Origin of the sequence: Brevibacillus brevis (assembly GCF_022026395.1) — a bacterium.
GTDB lineage: Bacteria > Bacillota > Bacilli > Brevibacillales > Brevibacillaceae > Brevibacillus.
Window position 1 is genome coordinate 5,210,001 of the sequence record NZ_CP041767.1, and the last position, 17,462, is coordinate 5,227,462.

A 17,462-nucleotide genomic window follows, 5' to 3' on the forward strand; every position below is an offset into this window, starting at 1 on the left:
ACCAAAGGTAGGCAAAGCGGGCACTTGATCGCGCACCAGCGTATGCCTCGTCCGCACCTGTGGCCAGTCAAAGGACTTTCCATTAAAGGTCACCAGATGCGAGGACTTCTGTGCTTGCTCCAAAAACGATTGGTACAAGGTCACCTCTGCATGCGGGCCTGGGAGAAAATGCTGGCGCACCACGACATGCTCCCCCTCGAAACGACTGTACCCCAAAAGAAAAATCGCATTGCCTGCCCCACCTGACAGCCCTGTCGTCTCCGTATCGAAAAACAGCAAGTCTTCTGGCTTCCTGCCCGCAGCGGACAGCGGATGCTCTCGACCAGCCGCTTCCCACATACGGATCGCCTCATGCAGCTCAGAAAAGGCGTAAGCCCCATGCCGCTGATTGATCGGATAGCGAACCTCGCGAATCATGACGTACTCGTCATCCCAGATGTAGGGCGATGCCTGCATTTCCTTCCACTTATCGGCAAAAGGTATCTGTAGCTCGGCGTTGCTATCCGCTGGTACAGCCGCCCTCGTCTCTTCCATCGACTCTTCCTTGCGAATGGGCGTTTCCGATTCGACTGCTGGCGCTACCGCTTTGTCCGTTTCCAGCGAGAGATGTCCCTTCATCCGTTGCAGCTTGGATTTAAGAGACATAAGTGCTTCCCCCTTGCGCGATTCGCAGCAAGGTCATGGCTAGCCCTTTGCTGCCGTCATCTGTCGCTCCCACACAAGATGGACAGCCTGACTCACACGGGCAAGAGACAATCATCCGCTCTGCCTGCGTTAAAATCGTCTCCATTTCCTTATACACTTGCTCGCTCAAGCCGATGCCTCCCGGATAACGGTCGTACAGAAAAATCGTCGGCTCCTGCGAATGAACGGCCTTTCGTTGCGGTATCACGTGCAGGTCCATCGGGTCGCACATGACAAACAGCGGAGCTACGTGCTGCAAAACATGAGCCAAACCGACCAAGCCACGCTCCACATCCTCTGTCCCGATCTCGCCGAGCAACGCTTCCGAAAAGCCGATCCACGCCGCATTTGTATGCAGTTCCTCTTCCGGCAAATGAATCGGCCCCGAGCCGATGTTTTCGTGCGTTTCGAACTTGATTTTCTTAAAGATCGTCGCCATTGCATTCACTGCCACTTCGCCATAAGCCAACGTGCTCTGCGCATGACGACGGGACTGATCCTGCTCCAATACCTTCAGCGAGACAGCCAGGTTGGCATCCGTGTAATAATCGACCTGCACTTCCCGGACATACGCCTTCTTTTCCTCGTAGTCCAGCTTTTCCACCTGGAATTGCGTCCCCTGATGCAGGTAAATGGCTTCGTCATGCAAAAGCGTCATGGAGCTAAAACGGTCCATTTCTCCGATAACACGCTCATTTCCCCGTTCACTAATGTCGATAATCACAACATTTTCCTGCGAAGCTGACCGTAGACTGATGTTGTGGGCCGGGAATGAATCGTTCATCCAGAACCACTTGCCCCGCGAGTAATGAAGCACCTGCTCCTCGGTCAAGAACTCCAGAATTTCCACGATTTCCGCACGTCCGAATGTATCTCCCTCCCGAAACGGCAGCTCGTACGCCGCACATTTGAGATGATCCACCAAAATAATCAGGTTATCGGGATTGATCCGCGCTGTCTCAGGACTGCGGTCGAAAAAGTACTCCGGATTGGCGATCACATACTGATCCAATGGTGTGGAGCTACCGACCATAACGACGACGGATTCCCCCTGCCTTCTTCCCGCCCGTCCTGCCTGCTGCCATGTGCTTGCGACCGAGCCTGGATAGCCAGTAATGACACACGCTTGAAGCTGCCCGATATCTACCCCGAGCTCCAGCGCATTGGTGCTGACCACGCCCATAATGTCGCCATTGCGCAAGCCGCGCTCGATCTCTCTGCGCTGGCTCGGCAAATAGCCGCCGCGATACCCTTGGATCGTTTTTGGTCCAAGCTTGCGGCGAATCAGCTCCTGCAAATACGTGAGCAATATCTCTACTCGTACGCGGCTTCTCGCAAACAGAATCGTCTGAATGCCATTGGTAAGAAACTGCTCGGTAATGTCCCGCGCCTCCAATGTAGCACTCCGTCTAATATTGAGCTGCTTGTTGACCACAGGCGGATTGTAGAAAAGGAAATGCTTGATGCCCGACGGAGCACCATTGTTATTGACCAGCTCTACCTCTTCTTCTGTCAGGGCTTCCGCCAATTGTTTCGGGTTGGCGATGGTCGCCGATGTGCAAATAAATTGCGGGTGGCTCCCATAAAAAGCGCAAATACGCTTCAACCTCCGAATGACATTGGCGACATGACTGCCAAAAACGCCGCGATATGTATGCAACTCGTCAATTACGATGTATTTGAGATGCTCGAAAAAGGACACCCACTTGGTGTGATGGGGCAAAATGGCGGAGTGCAGCATGTCTGGGTTGGTGATGACGATATTTCCTGCCTTGCGCACCATCTGCCGGATATTTGCAGGTGTATCACCATCATACGTTTCCGATTTGATGGAGAAGCCCATTTCCGTAATCAACTCGTGCAGTTCGGACTTTTGATCCTGTGCCAAGGCCTTGGTTGGGAACAAGTAAAGTGCCCGCGCTTGCGAGTCTTCCGATAACGTCTGGAGGATCGGCAAATGATAGCACATGCTTTTGCCAGAAGCCGTGGGCGTAACCGCTACGATGTGTTTACCTTCGCGCACATGGCGAAAAGACGTTTCTTGATGCGTGTATAAGGAGGGAATGCCTCTATTTATTAGGGCATCTCGAATTCGTCCATCCAGCTCACTTGGAAATGGAACGGACTTTGCTTCACGAGCAGGAATGACCCTCCAATGCGCAATGTTATCGCGAAATCGTTCATCTGTTTTTATGTGATCCAATATGGCTGCGATATTTTTTTTCACATTCATTTTCGTCACCTTCTTGCTACCATTTTACGAATGGACGTTCGGTATGTAAACATGGAATAAAGATCCACATTAGATGAAACCGATCCTCGATTATGAAAACTCGTAACTCGAGGAAATGTGGGTGGACGACATGGAGAAGTATAGTTGCTGAAAAAGTAGGCTATTTAAATTATTCAAAATTCTAAAGTCGAGGTAAATTTATATTTTTTTGATTTTGGCAGGAAAATTTTGAAACTTTTCAAAAACAGACTTTATAAGCTTGGTTCCATGCTACTATTAGGGACTTTAACGTTTACTTCTGTAGTTTCTCCAACCTCCGCTACCGAGCCTATTAACATTGAGTATAAAAACTCCATGAATGAGGCCTTACAAGAAATAGATGAATTTGCACACGAAAATATACACATTGATTATATTAAAGAAGATGATCAATTTAGAGAAACTAAGATTATTAGTAACACCGAACAAGTAATTACTCGATTAAATAAAGAAACAAATCAATTGGAAATCATTACTGACAATAAGGAAGCATTCACCATAAACCTGGATGAAAACCGAAATAACGAAAAGAAAAAAGGCTTAATGGCTGCAAGACCTAATGAAAGAGGATCTTCCTTACTTTATGACGGTGAATATAGAGGATGATATAATTACTCTAATGGAAAAGACTTTTGGGCTCTCGAATGGGAAGGTAATACCAAAAGTACCTTTGAAAACAATAAGAACTCTAGCAATATCAAAGATTTTATTCAGGCAATTGACGCGCTTGAAAATAAAGAAGATAATCTTGCTACCGCTCTCGCTGTCGGTGTTCCTAGTATAGGCGTTTCAGTAGTTGTCACTGCTATTACTGCAACACCAGCAGCGAAGTTAACATTATCTATTTTGGCTGGAATTGCAGCTACTCTTGCATTAACTGCAACTTGCTTAACGATTATGAATGACATGCTACCGACTGTAAGAATAGCAAACAGGACCTTCTATAAGATTTCTATAGAAACACCAAAAATTGCTCCTCTTTCTAACGATTCTTTTGAAGAAATTTTAACTCAGTAGAATTGTAAATCCGCCTTTCTTTTAAGGCGGATTAGCTTTTTCAAAATATGTAAAGTTTAATTGGAGGTGATTACCTTTGATCTTAGAATCAATATTTCTTCCTTTGATAGTTGCTTTGCTCTTGCCAATCGCATTCAGTCTCAAAAAAATAGCAGTGCAAAATGATAAAATAATTGAACTTCTTGAGGAATTGAAAAGCGTTAGCCAAAGCAGCTTCTTCATCCTTGGTCAGTATAAATACCCTATAAGTATACAAAAGCCACGAAAAGAAGATTCGTGGCTTTTGTGTCTTTCATTCATTATTCTACTTCCTACGTTATTATAAATGGACGTTCGGCATGTAAACATGGAATAAAGATCCACTTTGAACAGATACTACTACCACCCCAAGTACGTAGAGGTATGTTCATGAAAGACGCTACTTTAACCTTTTTCAGGTAGTTTGTATGCTGAGGCTCACCATTGGCTTAATGAATCATGTAATTGTCATCCCGATTTTGAGGGATGCCGCAAAACGGGATGCCTGGATTTCCGTTATTTTGGCCGTTATCTTCTTCATCGTATGGATTTGTCTTCTCTATTAGGCTTTTGCGAAAACAACAGGCATCTCGAGATGGAAAGTTAAGTTACGCAGTAAATCTCCTAGCTGAAGGAACTTATGTTCTTTACATTAATCCTTATACAGACCCAATTCAAAAACCAGTTCCTTACGCATTTAAAGCGATCTTTAATCAGTAAACTTCATTCGCTAAATAAACTTACGACAAATGGCTCCTTTTTGGGGCTTTTTTGCATGATGATACCGAGCAACCCGGGACCAGTCGGCGTCCAATCCCGATTTGTTATCTCAATCCTTGCTTACTGAAGTTGATTTAAATGGTTATGCGGCGTCAAAACTACATTTTTCAAAATCACGCAGCTCACTGTGAACACATCGAGGCAGGCTTCAACAATGACATTGTTTTTCAGTGCTTCGATCAAACCCTCTTAAACTGCTTGTTCACTAGATGTCTTGTGGATTCGTTCTGAATCTTGTTCGTTCCCATGTGCGTGCCGACGAAAAAAAGCAATCAGATCAACCTTCCCACGATCCGATTGCTTTTCTTTATAAGAGTATGGGTATGTGTTTCTTAATAGTCCGTTAATGAAACAAGGATGCCAGATGATGCTCCAGCACTTTCGTAATCCGTTCCCCATCGACACGCTGCGGTTCGAGATAGGCATGCAGGGCCAGACCGTCGATGACGGCATAGAGCTTTTCTGCTTCCAGCTCTTTGTCCAGCTCTTTGCGTAATAAATTCAGTTGGTCGGCAGAATCCAACAGCTTGTGGACGCCGGCATAGATTCCGTCATGCTGTGCGTCAAAGCCTTCTTTCTTGTGTCGGAAGTACACGGTAAAAGCAAACCAAACTTCCATTTCGACCATCTTTTCTTGATTCGTAGGGAGAAGCTCCAAAAAGATTTTGGTGATTTTCTCTTTTGGCGCCAACTCTTCATTCGCGTGAATTTCTGCAATTCGAGCTATTGCCCTCTCTTTTACGAGCTGCATGGCATACATTAGCAGTTCATCCTGTGTTGCGAAGTAATGTCGCAGAGCACCTAATGAAAGTCCTGCTTCTTTTGCAATGCCCCTTACCGTCGCTCCCTCCATTCCTTGCTCAACAATGACACGCCACGTTGCTTCTGCTATTTGTTGTCTTCTTTTCTCATGATCGATTATTTTCGGCATAGTTGTATTTTAACAAGATTGGCAAGGGACAAGCAACCTTTAACAATACAGTTGTATTATTTAACTGCCGATGTTAAAATCCTTTTTGTTAGCACGATCGTATTAAAAAAACTCCTCATGCAGGAGAAGAAACTTCCGAAAAGGGGACCTATAATAGTGAATTTTGTTGCATGGATGATTGTCGCGTGCGAAATCGCCTTTTGGGTGGTCATTGTACTTGGCCTTTTCACAAGGTACGTACTCAAACAAAAAAAGGCCGGGCTTTTACTTCTCGCCCTGACGCCTGTTGTTGATGTGGTTTTGCTCGTTGTCACGAGCGTGGATTTGTATCGTGGAGCTACCGCAACGATTCCTCATGCGCTGGCTGCCGTCTATATTGGGGTATCACTTGCGTTTGGGAAAAGCATGATTCAATGGGCCGATGAAAAATTTCAGCAATACGTCACCAAGGAAGGCACACCTAAACCCAAACTATACGGCATGGAGTACGCCAAGCATTACGCAAAAAGCTGGTTTAGACATCTCTTCGCCTATGTCATTGGGGCGGCCCTCTTAGCCGGGACCGTCTACTTTATCAATGATGCAGAACGAACTGCTTCTTTATGGTATATTCTTCGGCTATGGACCGTTGTACTGGGGGTTGATCTGTTGTTTACAGCCAGCTATTTTCTCTTCCCAAAGAAAGATAAGCGGGGCACCGTTTCCAAAAAGGATTGGTGAGAGGCTTTTCTACTAGCTTTCGTCTTCGTTATCATCCTCACCAAATGCAAGCTCAATGCAAATAAATTGAATCACCAGCTGGCATATTTGCTCGTTTTCATCTAACCCAAAATAGACAGGATAGGCTCCATCTCCAAATCCGGTCTGAATCATCGGAATCGATAAATCCGTGCCTGGTATCGTCCAGTTTATATAATCTCCAGCGCTTCTTTGGTATTTTGGACGGTCTTTGTAACTTTGTGCAAAAACTTCCGCGAAATAATCATCGTAAATATTGCCGTCTGGATTCTCTTTTTTCCAGCTATCATAAAAATCCAGATAAGCATCCCTCGTTTTGACATCTACCACAGTAGCAAGGCCTGCATCCACATTAAAGCCAAAATATTCGCCTTCCCCAAGATTTTCGAGATCCTCGTCTCCTATGAGGGCTTCCGTAAATCTTTGGGGAGTTTTATCTGTGAACTCTACCTTCGCAGCTGCATAACGGTAATGGTCTTCTTCGACTGTTACCACACAAACGGTTAATGGGAAGGTTCCTGTAGGGACTTTTCGAAAATATGGGGCACACTCTCTCTCCAGATACACAAGCGGATCACGAACCATGATGTCTCCAGTGGGAATCGTGATTTCTCCCAAAGAAAGCAGGTTGATTGGCTTCCCACTGATGTTCGTTGATGTGAAATAGGTGTGTAAATCACCAAGGGGCGCTAACATCTGTTCTTTTTGTTCATATCGTGCTAACCATTGATCGTCTGGAATTTTCGTCATCCTTATACCCATCCTACTATTATCAATTTGTCAATCACTCCTAAAATTATACAAAATCACCCATAGAAACGATAGTACGGCTTGGATGTTTGCATAACGGGCAAGCCGATGCATAGTCATGGTTAGTGGATGAAGTCCGACCAAATCTATGCATGTCCAAGGATGAAGGAGGTTGCCCCAAATGAATCCACCAGACAAAGGGAATCAGATTCCTCAGCCGATGAGAAGTGACGGGACCGGATGGGTCGATCTCGGCCCACGGAACGTCATGCGTGATCGGCAAAATCCGAATATGCTCGTTCCTCCCGTCACAGATGCGGGCTTGCTGCCCAATCTGAAATTTTCCTTTTCAGATGCCTTCATGACGTTAAATCACGGCGGTTGGTCCCGGGAAGTCACCATTCGCGAGCTGCCAATCGCCACTACACTTGCGGGTGTAAACATGAGCCTGACGCCAGGCGGGGTTCGCGAGCTGCATTGGCATCAGCAGGCGGAATGGGCTTACATGCTGCTTGGTCGTGCACGAATTACGTCCGTTGACCAACGCGGACGAAATTTTATCGCAGATATCGGCAAAGGCGATCTGTGGTATTTCCCACCTGGCATCCCCCACTCGATTCAGGGACTAGAGGAAGGCTGCGAATTTTTGCTCGTTTTCGACGATGGACATTTTTCCGATCTGAATACACTATCGATCTCCGATTGGTTTGCTCATACGCCAACAGATGTGCTTTCCGCAAATTTTGGTGTGCCTGAATCAGCCTTTGCCGACATTCCTTGCGAGCAAGTGTACATTTATCAGGACGAGATTCCCAGTCCCGTAGAAGAAGATGAGGTAGAATCCCCGTACGGAACCGTCCCCCTTCCCTTTACCCATCGCTTACTTGCGCAACGACCACTGATTACACCTGGCGGCAGTGTGCGCATCGTCGATTCCCGCAACTTCCCGATCTCCAAAACAATCGCGGCAGCACTCGTAGAACTACGTCCCGGTGCCATGAGAGAGTTGCATTGGCATCCCAATAACGACGAGTGGCAATATTATATTTCTGGCCAAGCGCGGATGACCGTTTTCACCGGAAATGGAAACGCCCGAACCTTTGACTACCAAGCAGGTGATGTCGGTTACGTTCCTTTTGCGACGGGGCATTATATTCAAAATACCGGGACGGAAACGGTGTGGTTTTTGGAAATGTTCAAGAGCGACCGCTTTGTCGATGTGTCGCTGAATCAATGGATGGCACTTACCCCGCATGAACTCGTCGCTTCCAACCTGTGTGTAGGTCCTGAACTATTAGATGCTTTACGCAAGGATAAATGGCCCGTTGTCAAATATCCTGGATATGGCTATGTCCCGTGAATGCCAGAAAAGACCAGCCCGAATGGACTGGTCTGTTTTTTACTTCTCTTTTTTAGGAGCCTTGTAGCTCTTCGGTTGCTTCAGACCACGCTGCTCCATGACCTCACGCAGACGGTCCGGGTAATCCGTAATGATCCCGTCTACGCCATCGTCGATCAGCTTGTTCATCGTAGGTGCGTCGTTGACCGTCCACGGAATCACCTTCATCCCAACCTTGTGTGCGTCCTCTACCATTTTCTTCGTGACATAGGGCACATAATTCTCGTCGGTGACTTTGCCATTTTGTGGAGAGCCATGCACCGGAGAGATAGCGTCTGCACCAAATGCGTATGCTGCCGCCACGAGGTCTCCTCCAAAGTCGTCAATGTCAATTCCGCCCAACCATGGTGAAGCTCCTGGTTGACCTGGCTGCAAGAATTGCGCACCGTTCGTTAGGGCCACAATCGGCAATTGCGGCTCAACCTCTTTCATGCGCATGAGCGCTCCCCAGTCAAAGCTTTGGATCGATACCCGATCAAGCATTCCGGCATCGCGCACTTCACGAGCGACGATCTGCACGAAATCTTCACGCGGAGCGGTTTGCTCTGGTGCTCCCGCCTCTACCTTCGTTTCGATATTCATCCATACATGGTTAGCCTTGTAGTCCTTGACGAGGTCAAATACTTCGCTCAACAGCGGCATCCTAGCACCTGGGCTTGGACGCTGCCCTGGGTATTGCGGCAATGTCTGTGTACCACAGTCCAGCGTGCGAACTTGGTCGAGAGTCAGGTCCTTTATGTACTTGCCAACGTACGGATACTCAGGATCGCCAGCGAAAAGTGGGCCAGTATCTCGACACTTGGCACCGGAAATCTTGCGGTCATGCGTAATAACCGCCTGCTTGTCTTCTGTGATTTGCACGTCGAGCTCGAGTGTGCTCACTCCTAATTCAAGGGCGTGGGAGAACGACGCCAATGTGGACTCTACCGTGAGCCCGATTCCGCCGCGGTGAGCTTGAAGATCGAACTCTTTTGGAGAGGTTTTTGACCAGTGCGGATTGCCAGCGGCAGAAGCAATTGGTGCTACACACACCATAAGGGCAGCAGTTGCTATCATTACCTTGTTTCTCATCATTTGCTTCACTCCTTAAAGTATGGCTTACCGTAATCACTATAAATGAATGATGTAAATTTCTTTTCCCATCTCTATTAAGTAATCATGAAAGTTTTATTTGCCCAAATAATGGAACAGCGGCGAACTAAGACCTAAACATAAAATCTTAGACTCGCCGCTGCTTTATTCAGCTATCGTATCCCTTCACTTCATCATCCATGAATGGACGCTTGACTGGAAGCCGCATTGGCATCCTTCAGATTGCGGTTTTTAACTCCTAGTGATAAGACGAAACAGATAAGCAAAATCAAACAAGCTAGCGCATACGGATAGTTGATATCTATATCGAATAAAAATCCTGCTACGATAGGTCCTGCAATATTGCCAAGACTCGTGAAGGCTGAGTTAAGACCTGCAACATATCCTTGTTGATCCTTTGCGAGCATCGACATTTGGGTACTTATGGCCGGACGCAAAATATCGATCGCCAAAAATACGATAAAGGTAACGGCAAAAATCATCCAAAATCCGTGAACAAATAGCGTCAACACAATAAACAAACCAGCAAAGAGCAGACAGACTGAGATGACCCTTTTCTCGCCAAAGCGATTCATGATCCAGCTAAAGGCAGTAAGCTGGACCACTGCGCCTGCTATTGACCCGAATGTAATGATAAACGCGATATCTTTTGGCTCAAATCCAAACTTATGGTCGACAAACAATGAAAAGACCGTTTCAAAATTAGCCAGTCCGAAAGACATGACAAACACAATGATCAAACTGAAAAAATAAGGCTCCCGATACGAGTGCATTAACTGGGAAAGGAGACTGCTTCGTTGTTTTTCGCTAGAATGCGAGTCAGCCAATGCTTCTTCCGTCGGTTTCGATTCCTTGAGGATCAACAACGTGATGCATGCAGCAATCAGTCCCGCAATTCCTGCGGTATAAAAAGGTGCGCGAATACCAAATTCAGCAATGTATCCTCCAATCCCTGGACCGATAATAAAACCAGTTGTAATGGCTGCCGTAATATACCCCATCCCGGCCGCTCGTTCTTCATTCGTTGTAATATCTGCCGAGTAAGCCATTACGGCTGGCATAATCAGTGCGGCACTGATGCCGCCTAACAACCTAGAAACAAACAGCAGGACTGGAGAATTCGCTATACCGAACAGCCCTTCTGAGATAGCAAATACGATCAAGCCAATCACAATGATCTTTTTTCTTCCGAATGAATCAGCCCATCGCCCGGCAATAGGGGAAAAAAGAAGCTGCGTCAGCGAAAAGGCTGCCACTAACAGACCAATGGTTCCCCCGGTAATTCCCAAACTCTCCATGTACTTCGGCATAATCGGTATAACAAGCCCGATCCCCGTAAAGACAAGGAAAATATTGAACATCAGAATCAATAGGGCTCCCTGATTTTTTAATAATAAAGCCACTTCCTATTCCTCCAATCCGTTACCAAAACACTGAATATCCATTCTAAATCATTACGTAAAAAAAGCTAGCGGGATGGTTTGACAATGCCAAATAAAAACACATCCATCGCTAAGCGAAAGGTTGCCAGCGCTTCCTCGCGTTCCATTCGTCGCGAGTGTTGATTTAAACCAAACATCAGGCTGTCCAGGATCATGGCGACTCCGGTTACATTCGTCATTTCAAATTCGCCGTTATCGATCCCCTTCTGGAGCAACTGTTGATTAAAGTCAATATAGCCTTTGATCATTTTGTTGATACGCTCCTCCACATCGGAAGGCTTCTCCGACATGTCGAAAAATTCATCAGCAGCCTTGGTCAGAGGATGGTTCATGAAATCGGTCGCAAAATGTTCAGCCATTCCATACAATTTATCGATCGAGGTCGTGTAGAGATGTTCCTTGGCTAGCCATTCCTCTTCCCATTCGCTATTCCAAGCTTCAATCAGATGCAAGAACAGCCCTTCCTTGCTCTTGAAATGATAATAAATGTTACCGCCGCTGTATCCAGTAGCTTTCACGATATCATCTATTGATGTGGCCTTGTAGCCTTTTTGCATAAATAAAATTCTGGCCGCATCCGCTATTTTTTTCTTGGTCTGCTCCGTTTGCTGCTTCTTTTTATTCAATGCTCCCACCAACTTCCCATCCTACAATACTGAACTTTCATTCAGTATTATAAGCGTTACCTACATAGTTGGCAAACTTTCTTTGGTTTGGGTCAACATAGTGGAGGAGAAGAAAAAGCACAGGTCTCTACGACTCTGACACCCCAGCAGGCGTTGTCAAGGTCTATGAGCTCTGTGCTTTTTCTTCTCACCAGCCTTATTGGTTCGTTTGAGACCTTTTAAAACTAAGGATGATAATGACTGCCTATCAGTCTAAGACAGCAACAGACCGTACGAAACCCCTGTAACCACAACCAGCCATGGCGGCAGCTTCCAGTGCTCCAGCATGATAAACAAAATAGCCGCTGCGATAAAATCCAATGGAGCAAGGATCGTACTCGTCCAAATCGGATCGTACAGGGCTGCGAGTAAAATACCGACGACTGCTGCATTCACACCTACCAGCATTCCTTTGATTTTGGAATTTCTCCTCAAGGAATCCCAGAACGGCAATGCGCCGATGACGAGTAAAAAGGCCGGTAGAAAAATGGCAATCGTAGCTACTGCTGCACCGATTCCTCCTGCAATCATCGCTCCCAAATAAGCGGCAAACGTAAACAATGGCCCCGGTACTGCTTGTGTTGCGCCGTAGCCCGTCAGAAAAGCTTCTTGCGTTACCCAGCCTGTCGGGATCACTTCCCTCTCAAGCAAAGGCAATACAACATGACCTCCGCCAAAAACAAGAGAACCTGCACGGTAAAAGCTCTCAAACAGTGCTAGTAAGGAGAAGCCTGTGCTCTCTCGGAGGATGGGCAGCACAAGCAAAAGTCCGAAGAAAGTGATCCAGCACATAATGGCTAGTGCTCGACTGATTGGCACACGAAATTCAGGGAAATCCGAAACTTTTTGCTGCCGGAAGAACAGCAATCCTGTAATCCCCGCTAGAATCATAATTGTGATCTGACTCCATGCAGAATGCCACAATAACGTGATGGCAGCCGCGAGAATCGCAATCGTCACCCGTGCTCGATCCGGGGCCAGCTTTTGTCCCATTCCCCATACAGCATGAGCAACAATCGCGACAGCTACTAATTTTAGACCGTGAATCCAAGAAGCACTTCCACTGTCCAGTCCTTGTAAAGTGAACGCAAATATCAGGAGCGCCAATACCGAAGGCAGAGTGAAGCCGATCCATGCAGCAACCCCTCCCAACAATCCGGCTCGCATGATTCCAATACCGATCCCTACCTGACTGCTTGCGGGACCGGGGAGGAACTGACAAAGCGCAACCAAATCTGCGTAGCTTTGCTCATCCAGCCATTTTCTACGTCGAATGTATTCGTTGTGAAAATAACCGAGATGCGCGATGGGACCGCCGAATGAAGTAACACCCAGCTTGGCAGAAACGAGCAAAACTTCAAACACAGACTCCCATCTACTTTTTTGGTGTCCTGTTTCTTCTCGGAGATTATTCTTCACTAAGCTGTACACCTCTCCGCTTCATCATATAAGCTATTTTATCGCTTTTCCTACCCTTTCATTGTAAAAAGATCATGAAGAGGGCTCCGCATCGATACGGAGCCTAAACACGGCTATTCCATTCGAAATACTGGTCCTCGCGCTACGAATGGCAGATTACTCCCCTTCGGCAGCATGATGGCATGACTACGAGTTACTTTGATCCGATCACATTCCCCATCGGTAATGATCAAAATCGGCCCGTCCTTTGGAAAATCGGTTGCTTTCTCCAGCATGTCAATGCCCGGCTGCAGGATCGTTCCCCCGCGTCCTTTTACTTTGACGCGACCTGCAATGTCCTCGGGAGAAAGGTAGCCCGCATCATACGCCTGCGCATCACAAAAGACCACGCGCGCATACGGAACATCTCGGGCTTCACTGTAGCTCGCAATCGCCCCCAATGCTTTGCCGAGCAGCTTGGTATCCATCGAGCCGGATGTATCAATCACGACGCCAAATGTACGTGCCAGCCGATCCGTTTCCCGAAAGCTCCAGGCAGGACGGGCAATATCGGGTGTTGAGGACTGTCTGCGGCTTGCCCTTGCATACGTGCGACTCTTTTCCAATGGGGGAAAATGCTCGTCGAACCAACGGGCAAGCTGAACATCCCATGGGATCGGCGGTTGCCCCAAGGCGCGAATCTCTTCTACCAAACCCGCAGGCAAAAGCCCTCGTCCCCTCTCCTGGTGATAGATCAAACCTTGCGACATCGCATTGCGATAAAAGTCATCCAGCGTCGTTCCCGGACCCTTTTCCCAAAAACGCGGATCATCGCCATCCAGAATATCGCCCATGCCGACTCCACGTAAGGTGTACAGCTTGCGATACGTACGCATGTCCGTCACGATTCGATCATAAATCGCCTCCGCCGACAGTCCCTTCAGGTCTGGGTCGTAAAGTCCGCCAATTTGCGGAAAACGTCCGATACCGATCTCCATCAGCCATTGATTAATCACGTAATCACAGCTGACATTCCAGTAATACGGGTCTCGGCCTTGGCAACGCTCATGGTGGCGAAGCCCTGCGTGCAACAGCTCGTGTGCCATTACGAATTTGCATTCCTCTTCATCCAAGCCCGCCGCAGGATTGATGAAGATTTCGTTGGCTGTTACATCAATGGCTGCCACCGAGATTTGCAGCCGCTGACAGAGCTGTGAATCCTCGATAATCGTGAAATGACTCGCTAAGGAAGCCAGTAATGGAAAATGATTAATGAACCAGCGCTTGGCCTTTTGTGCTTCGGACAGCTGGTTCTCTTCATTCCCGAGAGCATCGGAATAACCGCCCGCTACGCTGACAGCACTTTGCACCGCTTGTGCCAGCCCGATCCCCAAGAGACGCTCCCACTTCACATCCCGATTGTAGGTGTACCTGACGTATTTATCCGAGAAAAGCATATCTGCCTGTTTTTCCCCGCCCGTTCCAAACAGCTTCAAATGCTCCGGCACCCCATGCTTCACGAACCAGTCATACAGCTCTTCTTCGCTCTTTCCCGATTTATCTAGCTCAAAGGCCATTTCCGCAGGAGGCTTCCCCAGCTTCATATCTCTCAAGAAGCGCGTAATATAACAATCGCATGCGATGTTCCACAATATCGGCTGCTCTTTTTCCACAAAATGACCGAAGCCCAAATGCAAGAGCGCGTGTGCGAGAACATAAATCCATTCCCCGACTTCCCCTCTGCGCTTCGGATGCGCGTACAAGCTGCCTTCCCGGGTCACGACTACCCAACCGTTATCCGGACAAATACTTCGCTCGGAACGGATAAAGTGCGCTCGCGATGACAGTGGACCAAACATCGGGTGATGACTCAAAAAATGGACGGCCTGCTCGTAGTTTTGCGTCGACGGGTCGGTTTGAACTCCTCTGGCCATTGCTATTTGCCCTTCCTGTCCATCGCCAATCGCGGTAAATCACGAATGACCTCCACAACAAACCAGTCTGGCAATCCGTCGCCATCCTCGTGCCGCGCCACTACCATCTGCGCCATTTCCAGTGAGATAGAAGCCAGCTCCTTCAAGAGAGCCTTCGCTCGGTGGGCAAACCGTTTATGCTGCTCCCCCACGGAGGCTTTATCCGCTGGCAGTTCTTTTTTGATCTGCGAACGGAAAGAATCGGCCAGAAAATACAGTACGTCTCGATCCTCTGGAGCTGTCGGGAAAGAAGCCTCTCCCTCCAAAATACGGTTGAGCTGGTATTTGCCTTGAATGTTCTTGTGAAAAGCCCGAAATTGAGCCGCATGCTGAGGCGTCAAGCATCCGTAGACCAGTACCCCCACCATCTCCGTCGTCAAGTTCTCACCGAATTCGTTCAGGGCATCCGAGAGCATGTGCCAGGAACGCGGAGTAGAAAACGGTTCCTCGCTCTTCGGTGGCTGCGACCACAAATAGTCCGGGCGCACCTCCAAAAATTGCAGCACGTAGGAATGGATGCCGTTGCTGTACGCCCAATTCATCCATTGTTCATACGAAACTAGCAATTGGACATGGAACATCCGGTTGATCAGAGCAGACGACATCGGTTTGACAATCGCGCTATCCTGCGCGCGGTTTCCTGCTCCAATCACAATGGACCCTTCTGGCAGATGGTAATCCCCGATTCTCCGCTCATGAATCAAACTGTAAAACGCCTTTTGCACTTCTTGCGAGCATGCATTCAATTCGTCAAGAAACAAGCAGTACGGTTCTTCTCGCGCAATTTGCGCAGGTGGGCAAAATCTGCTTTTCCCATCTACAATCTGTGGGACACCAATAATATCCTCCGGTGCCAGCTGACTACCCAATAACGATACGCAAGGCAGGCCCACCTGCTCGGCAAATGCCTCGACGAGAGACGATTTGCCGATTCCCGGTGCGCCCCAAATAAATACTGGACGAGCTACTGCAACGTTTAGCAGCACATCCATCAGTTGATTTTGCGTCACTTGAATTCCTAGATTCATTTCATAACCTCTCTTGTTTGATTGATTTTTGCAGCAATCTACCTCTTTCCATGATTGATTTCCATTGACTAGAGCGACCGTCACACCACAAATATTTCCTAATATTACAAGAAGATTGAATAACGGGCAAGAAAGAAGGCATCACATGGTAAGCCGTGCCCGAATAAAAACATAAACCGACGAATTCCCTTATGTATGATATCGGAATAGGATGAAACGACATAAATAAAGGAGGACGTTTTATTTGTCACAAGCAAATATCCCCAACATTGCGCCGCTGTTGACCATTACTCAAAACCAAGTCGTAAACTTGCTACTCGCATCCTTCGCTTTGGAGGAACTTGGTTTAAGCCATATCATTAACGCAGAGGCGGAGAAGCTTCACTATGTCCTTGGCACGCTTCCTGGATTAACAGGTCCCCCTGCAACCATTAGTGATTTGCTAAACGTGAATTCCAGCGTAGTAAATACGCTTAGAGAGATCACAAAGAAAGACATTCTGCTGAACAGCAAGCTGAATTCCGTATTATCCGCATCGTTTATTGCGAGTCTGACAGGGGCAACGGGTCCTACTGGCGCTACTGGAGTAGGAATAACGGGTGCGACAGGAGTCGGCTTGACTGGGGCGACCGGGGCGACCGGGGCGACCGGGGCAACTGGAGCGACCGGAGCTGGAGGCACTGGTGTTACGGGGGCAACTGGCGTAACAGGTACTACAGGAGCCACGGGTGTAACAGGCGCAACAGGTACTATTTCCAGTGTTTTCGGTAACTTCTGGCTATCCTCCGCTATCGATATTTCTCCCAATACGATCGTCCCGCTAAATGTGGCGAATGCAGACAATTCCCTTGGCTTTTTACTCGCTGGCGGGCAAGTGACCGTACCTGCAAGCGGTATCTATCTCATCAGCTATCGCGTAACTACTGCCCAAGCGAGTGAAGTGTCTTTCATTATCAGAAGGAATGGCGCCAATATAACGGGCTCTGCCGGAACTTCAAGCAGTGCAGATAGTGCAGCAGATGGAAATGCATTCGGCATGGTTACCTCTTTCACCCGATTAGCAGCAGGTGACATCGTAGACATATTCCGCACGGGAGGTATCGCAGACCAGTTCTTGCAAAGCTTCGCAGACGGAACGACGACGGTAACCAGCTTCCTCACTTTAGTGAAGATTGCCGATTAAACCAAACATATATCATGACGCCACTCGAAGCACAGCTACCCCGGCTGTCGTTGCGAGTGAAGCTCTTGCTGCGGACAAGCCTACTTCTACTC

The 17,462-nt window shown here is 47.7% G+C and carries 14 protein-coding genes and 1 pseudogene (1 of these 15 only partly in view); 5 read left to right on the forward strand and 10 right to left on the reverse strand.

Annotation, left to right across the window (positions count from 1 at the left end; genetic code table 11):
• Both FO446_RS24745 and FO446_RS24750 read right to left on the reverse strand, forming a co-directional pair.
• Positions 1-645 carry the 5' end (the start) of a ribonuclease H-like domain-containing protein gene (locus FO446_RS24745; RefSeq protein ID WP_237899373.1) on the reverse strand. 738 nt of this gene lie to the left of the window's left edge, so only the first 645 of its 1,383 coding nucleotides appear in the window; its start codon is at positions 643-645; its stop codon lies off the left edge, out of view.
• Positions 635-2,917: a DEAD/DEAH box helicase gene (locus FO446_RS24750; protein WP_237899374.1), complete on the reverse strand. Its 2,283-nt coding sequence runs from the start codon at positions 2,915-2,917 to the stop codon at positions 635-637. Before FO446_RS24750 ends, FO446_RS24745 begins: the two co-directional genes overlap by 11 nt.
• A gap of 228 nt (positions 2,918-3,145) precedes the next feature.
• Here FO446_RS24750 and FO446_RS24755 point away from each other — a divergent pair, with 228 nt between their 5' ends.
• Positions 3,146-3,562 (forward strand): hypothetical protein, encoded by a 417-nt coding sequence (locus tag FO446_RS24755; RefSeq protein WP_237899375.1) that lies wholly within the window; start codon positions 3,146-3,148, stop codon positions 3,560-3,562.
• 12 nt (positions 3,563-3,574) lie between these two features.
• Positions 3,575-3,973 (forward strand): annotated as a pseudogene (locus FO446_RS29130) (hypothetical protein); the annotation flags it as partial.
• Between the two features lie 1,141 nt (positions 3,974-5,114).
• Here the strand turns inward: FO446_RS29130 and FO446_RS24760 are convergent.
• Positions 5,115-5,702, reverse strand: coding sequence for a TetR/AcrR family transcriptional regulator (locus FO446_RS24760; RefSeq protein ID WP_173612496.1), 588 nt, complete (start codon positions 5,700-5,702; stop codon positions 5,115-5,117).
• Positions 5,703-5,858: 156 nt separating this feature from the next.
• Here FO446_RS24760 and FO446_RS24765 point away from each other — a divergent pair, with 156 nt between their 5' ends.
• Positions 5,859-6,422 (forward strand): hypothetical protein, encoded by a 564-nt coding sequence (locus tag FO446_RS24765; protein ID WP_237899376.1) that lies wholly within the window; start codon positions 5,859-5,861, stop codon positions 6,420-6,422.
• 12 nt (positions 6,423-6,434) lie between these two features.
• On the opposite strand, the gene FO446_RS24770 is transcribed toward FO446_RS24765, so the two are convergent.
• Positions 6,435-7,190 carry a DUF4241 domain-containing protein gene (locus FO446_RS24770; protein ID WP_237899377.1) on the reverse strand — a complete coding sequence of 252 codons (756 nt, stop codon included), beginning with the start codon at positions 7,188-7,190 and terminating at the stop codon, positions 6,435-6,437.
• A 181-nt stretch (positions 7,191-7,371) separates the two neighbouring features.
• Here FO446_RS24770 and FO446_RS24775 point away from each other — a divergent pair, with 181 nt between their 5' ends.
• Positions 7,372-8,550: an oxalate decarboxylase family bicupin gene (locus FO446_RS24775; RefSeq protein ID WP_232774800.1), complete on the forward strand. Its 1,179-nt coding sequence runs from the start codon at positions 7,372-7,374 to the stop codon at positions 8,548-8,550.
• A gap of 39 nt (positions 8,551-8,589) precedes the next feature.
• On the opposite strand, the gene FO446_RS24780 is transcribed toward FO446_RS24775, so the two are convergent.
• The 6 genes from FO446_RS24780 to FO446_RS24805 all read right to left on the reverse strand — a co-directional run bounded on the left by FO446_RS24780 (position 8,590) and on the right by FO446_RS24805 (position 16,187).
• Positions 8,590-9,663, reverse strand: coding sequence for a glycerophosphodiester phosphodiesterase (locus tag FO446_RS24780; RefSeq protein WP_237899378.1), 1,074 nt, complete (start codon positions 9,661-9,663; stop codon positions 8,590-8,592).
• A 191-nt stretch (positions 9,664-9,854) separates the two neighbouring features.
• Complete coding sequence (locus FO446_RS24785) at positions 9,855-11,084, reverse strand: MFS transporter (RefSeq protein ID WP_237899380.1); 1,230 nt, start codon at positions 11,082-11,084, stop codon at positions 9,855-9,857.
• Positions 11,085-11,149: 65 nt separating this feature from the next.
• On the reverse strand, positions 11,150-11,749 hold the full coding sequence (locus FO446_RS24790) for a TetR/AcrR family transcriptional regulator (RefSeq protein ID WP_173612503.1): 600 nt from the start codon (positions 11,747-11,749) through the stop codon (positions 11,150-11,152).
• 252 nt (positions 11,750-12,001) lie between these two features.
• The gene (locus FO446_RS24795; protein ID WP_221868902.1) at positions 12,002-13,207 is read right to left on the reverse strand and encodes a chromate transporter; all 1,206 of its coding nucleotides are present in this window, start codon (positions 13,205-13,207) and stop codon (positions 12,002-12,004) included.
• Positions 13,208-13,320: 113 nt separating this feature from the next.
• Positions 13,321-15,120 carry a vWA domain-containing protein gene (locus FO446_RS24800; RefSeq protein WP_221868901.1) on the reverse strand — a complete coding sequence of 600 codons (1,800 nt, stop codon included), beginning with the start codon at positions 15,118-15,120 and terminating at the stop codon, positions 13,321-13,323.
• Between the two features lie 2 nt (positions 15,121-15,122).
• The gene (locus FO446_RS24805; protein WP_237899382.1) at positions 15,123-16,187 is read right to left on the reverse strand and encodes an AAA family ATPase; all 1,065 of its coding nucleotides are present in this window, start codon (positions 16,185-16,187) and stop codon (positions 15,123-15,125) included.
• Positions 16,188-16,431: 244 nt separating this feature from the next.
• Here FO446_RS24805 and FO446_RS24810 point away from each other — a divergent pair, with 244 nt between their 5' ends.
• Entirely contained in the window at positions 16,432-17,370 is a 939-nt protein-coding gene (locus FO446_RS24810; RefSeq protein ID WP_221868900.1) for an alpha-helical endospore appendage domain-containing protein, read from the forward strand.
• The last annotated feature ends 92 nt before the right edge of the window (positions 17,371-17,462 follow it).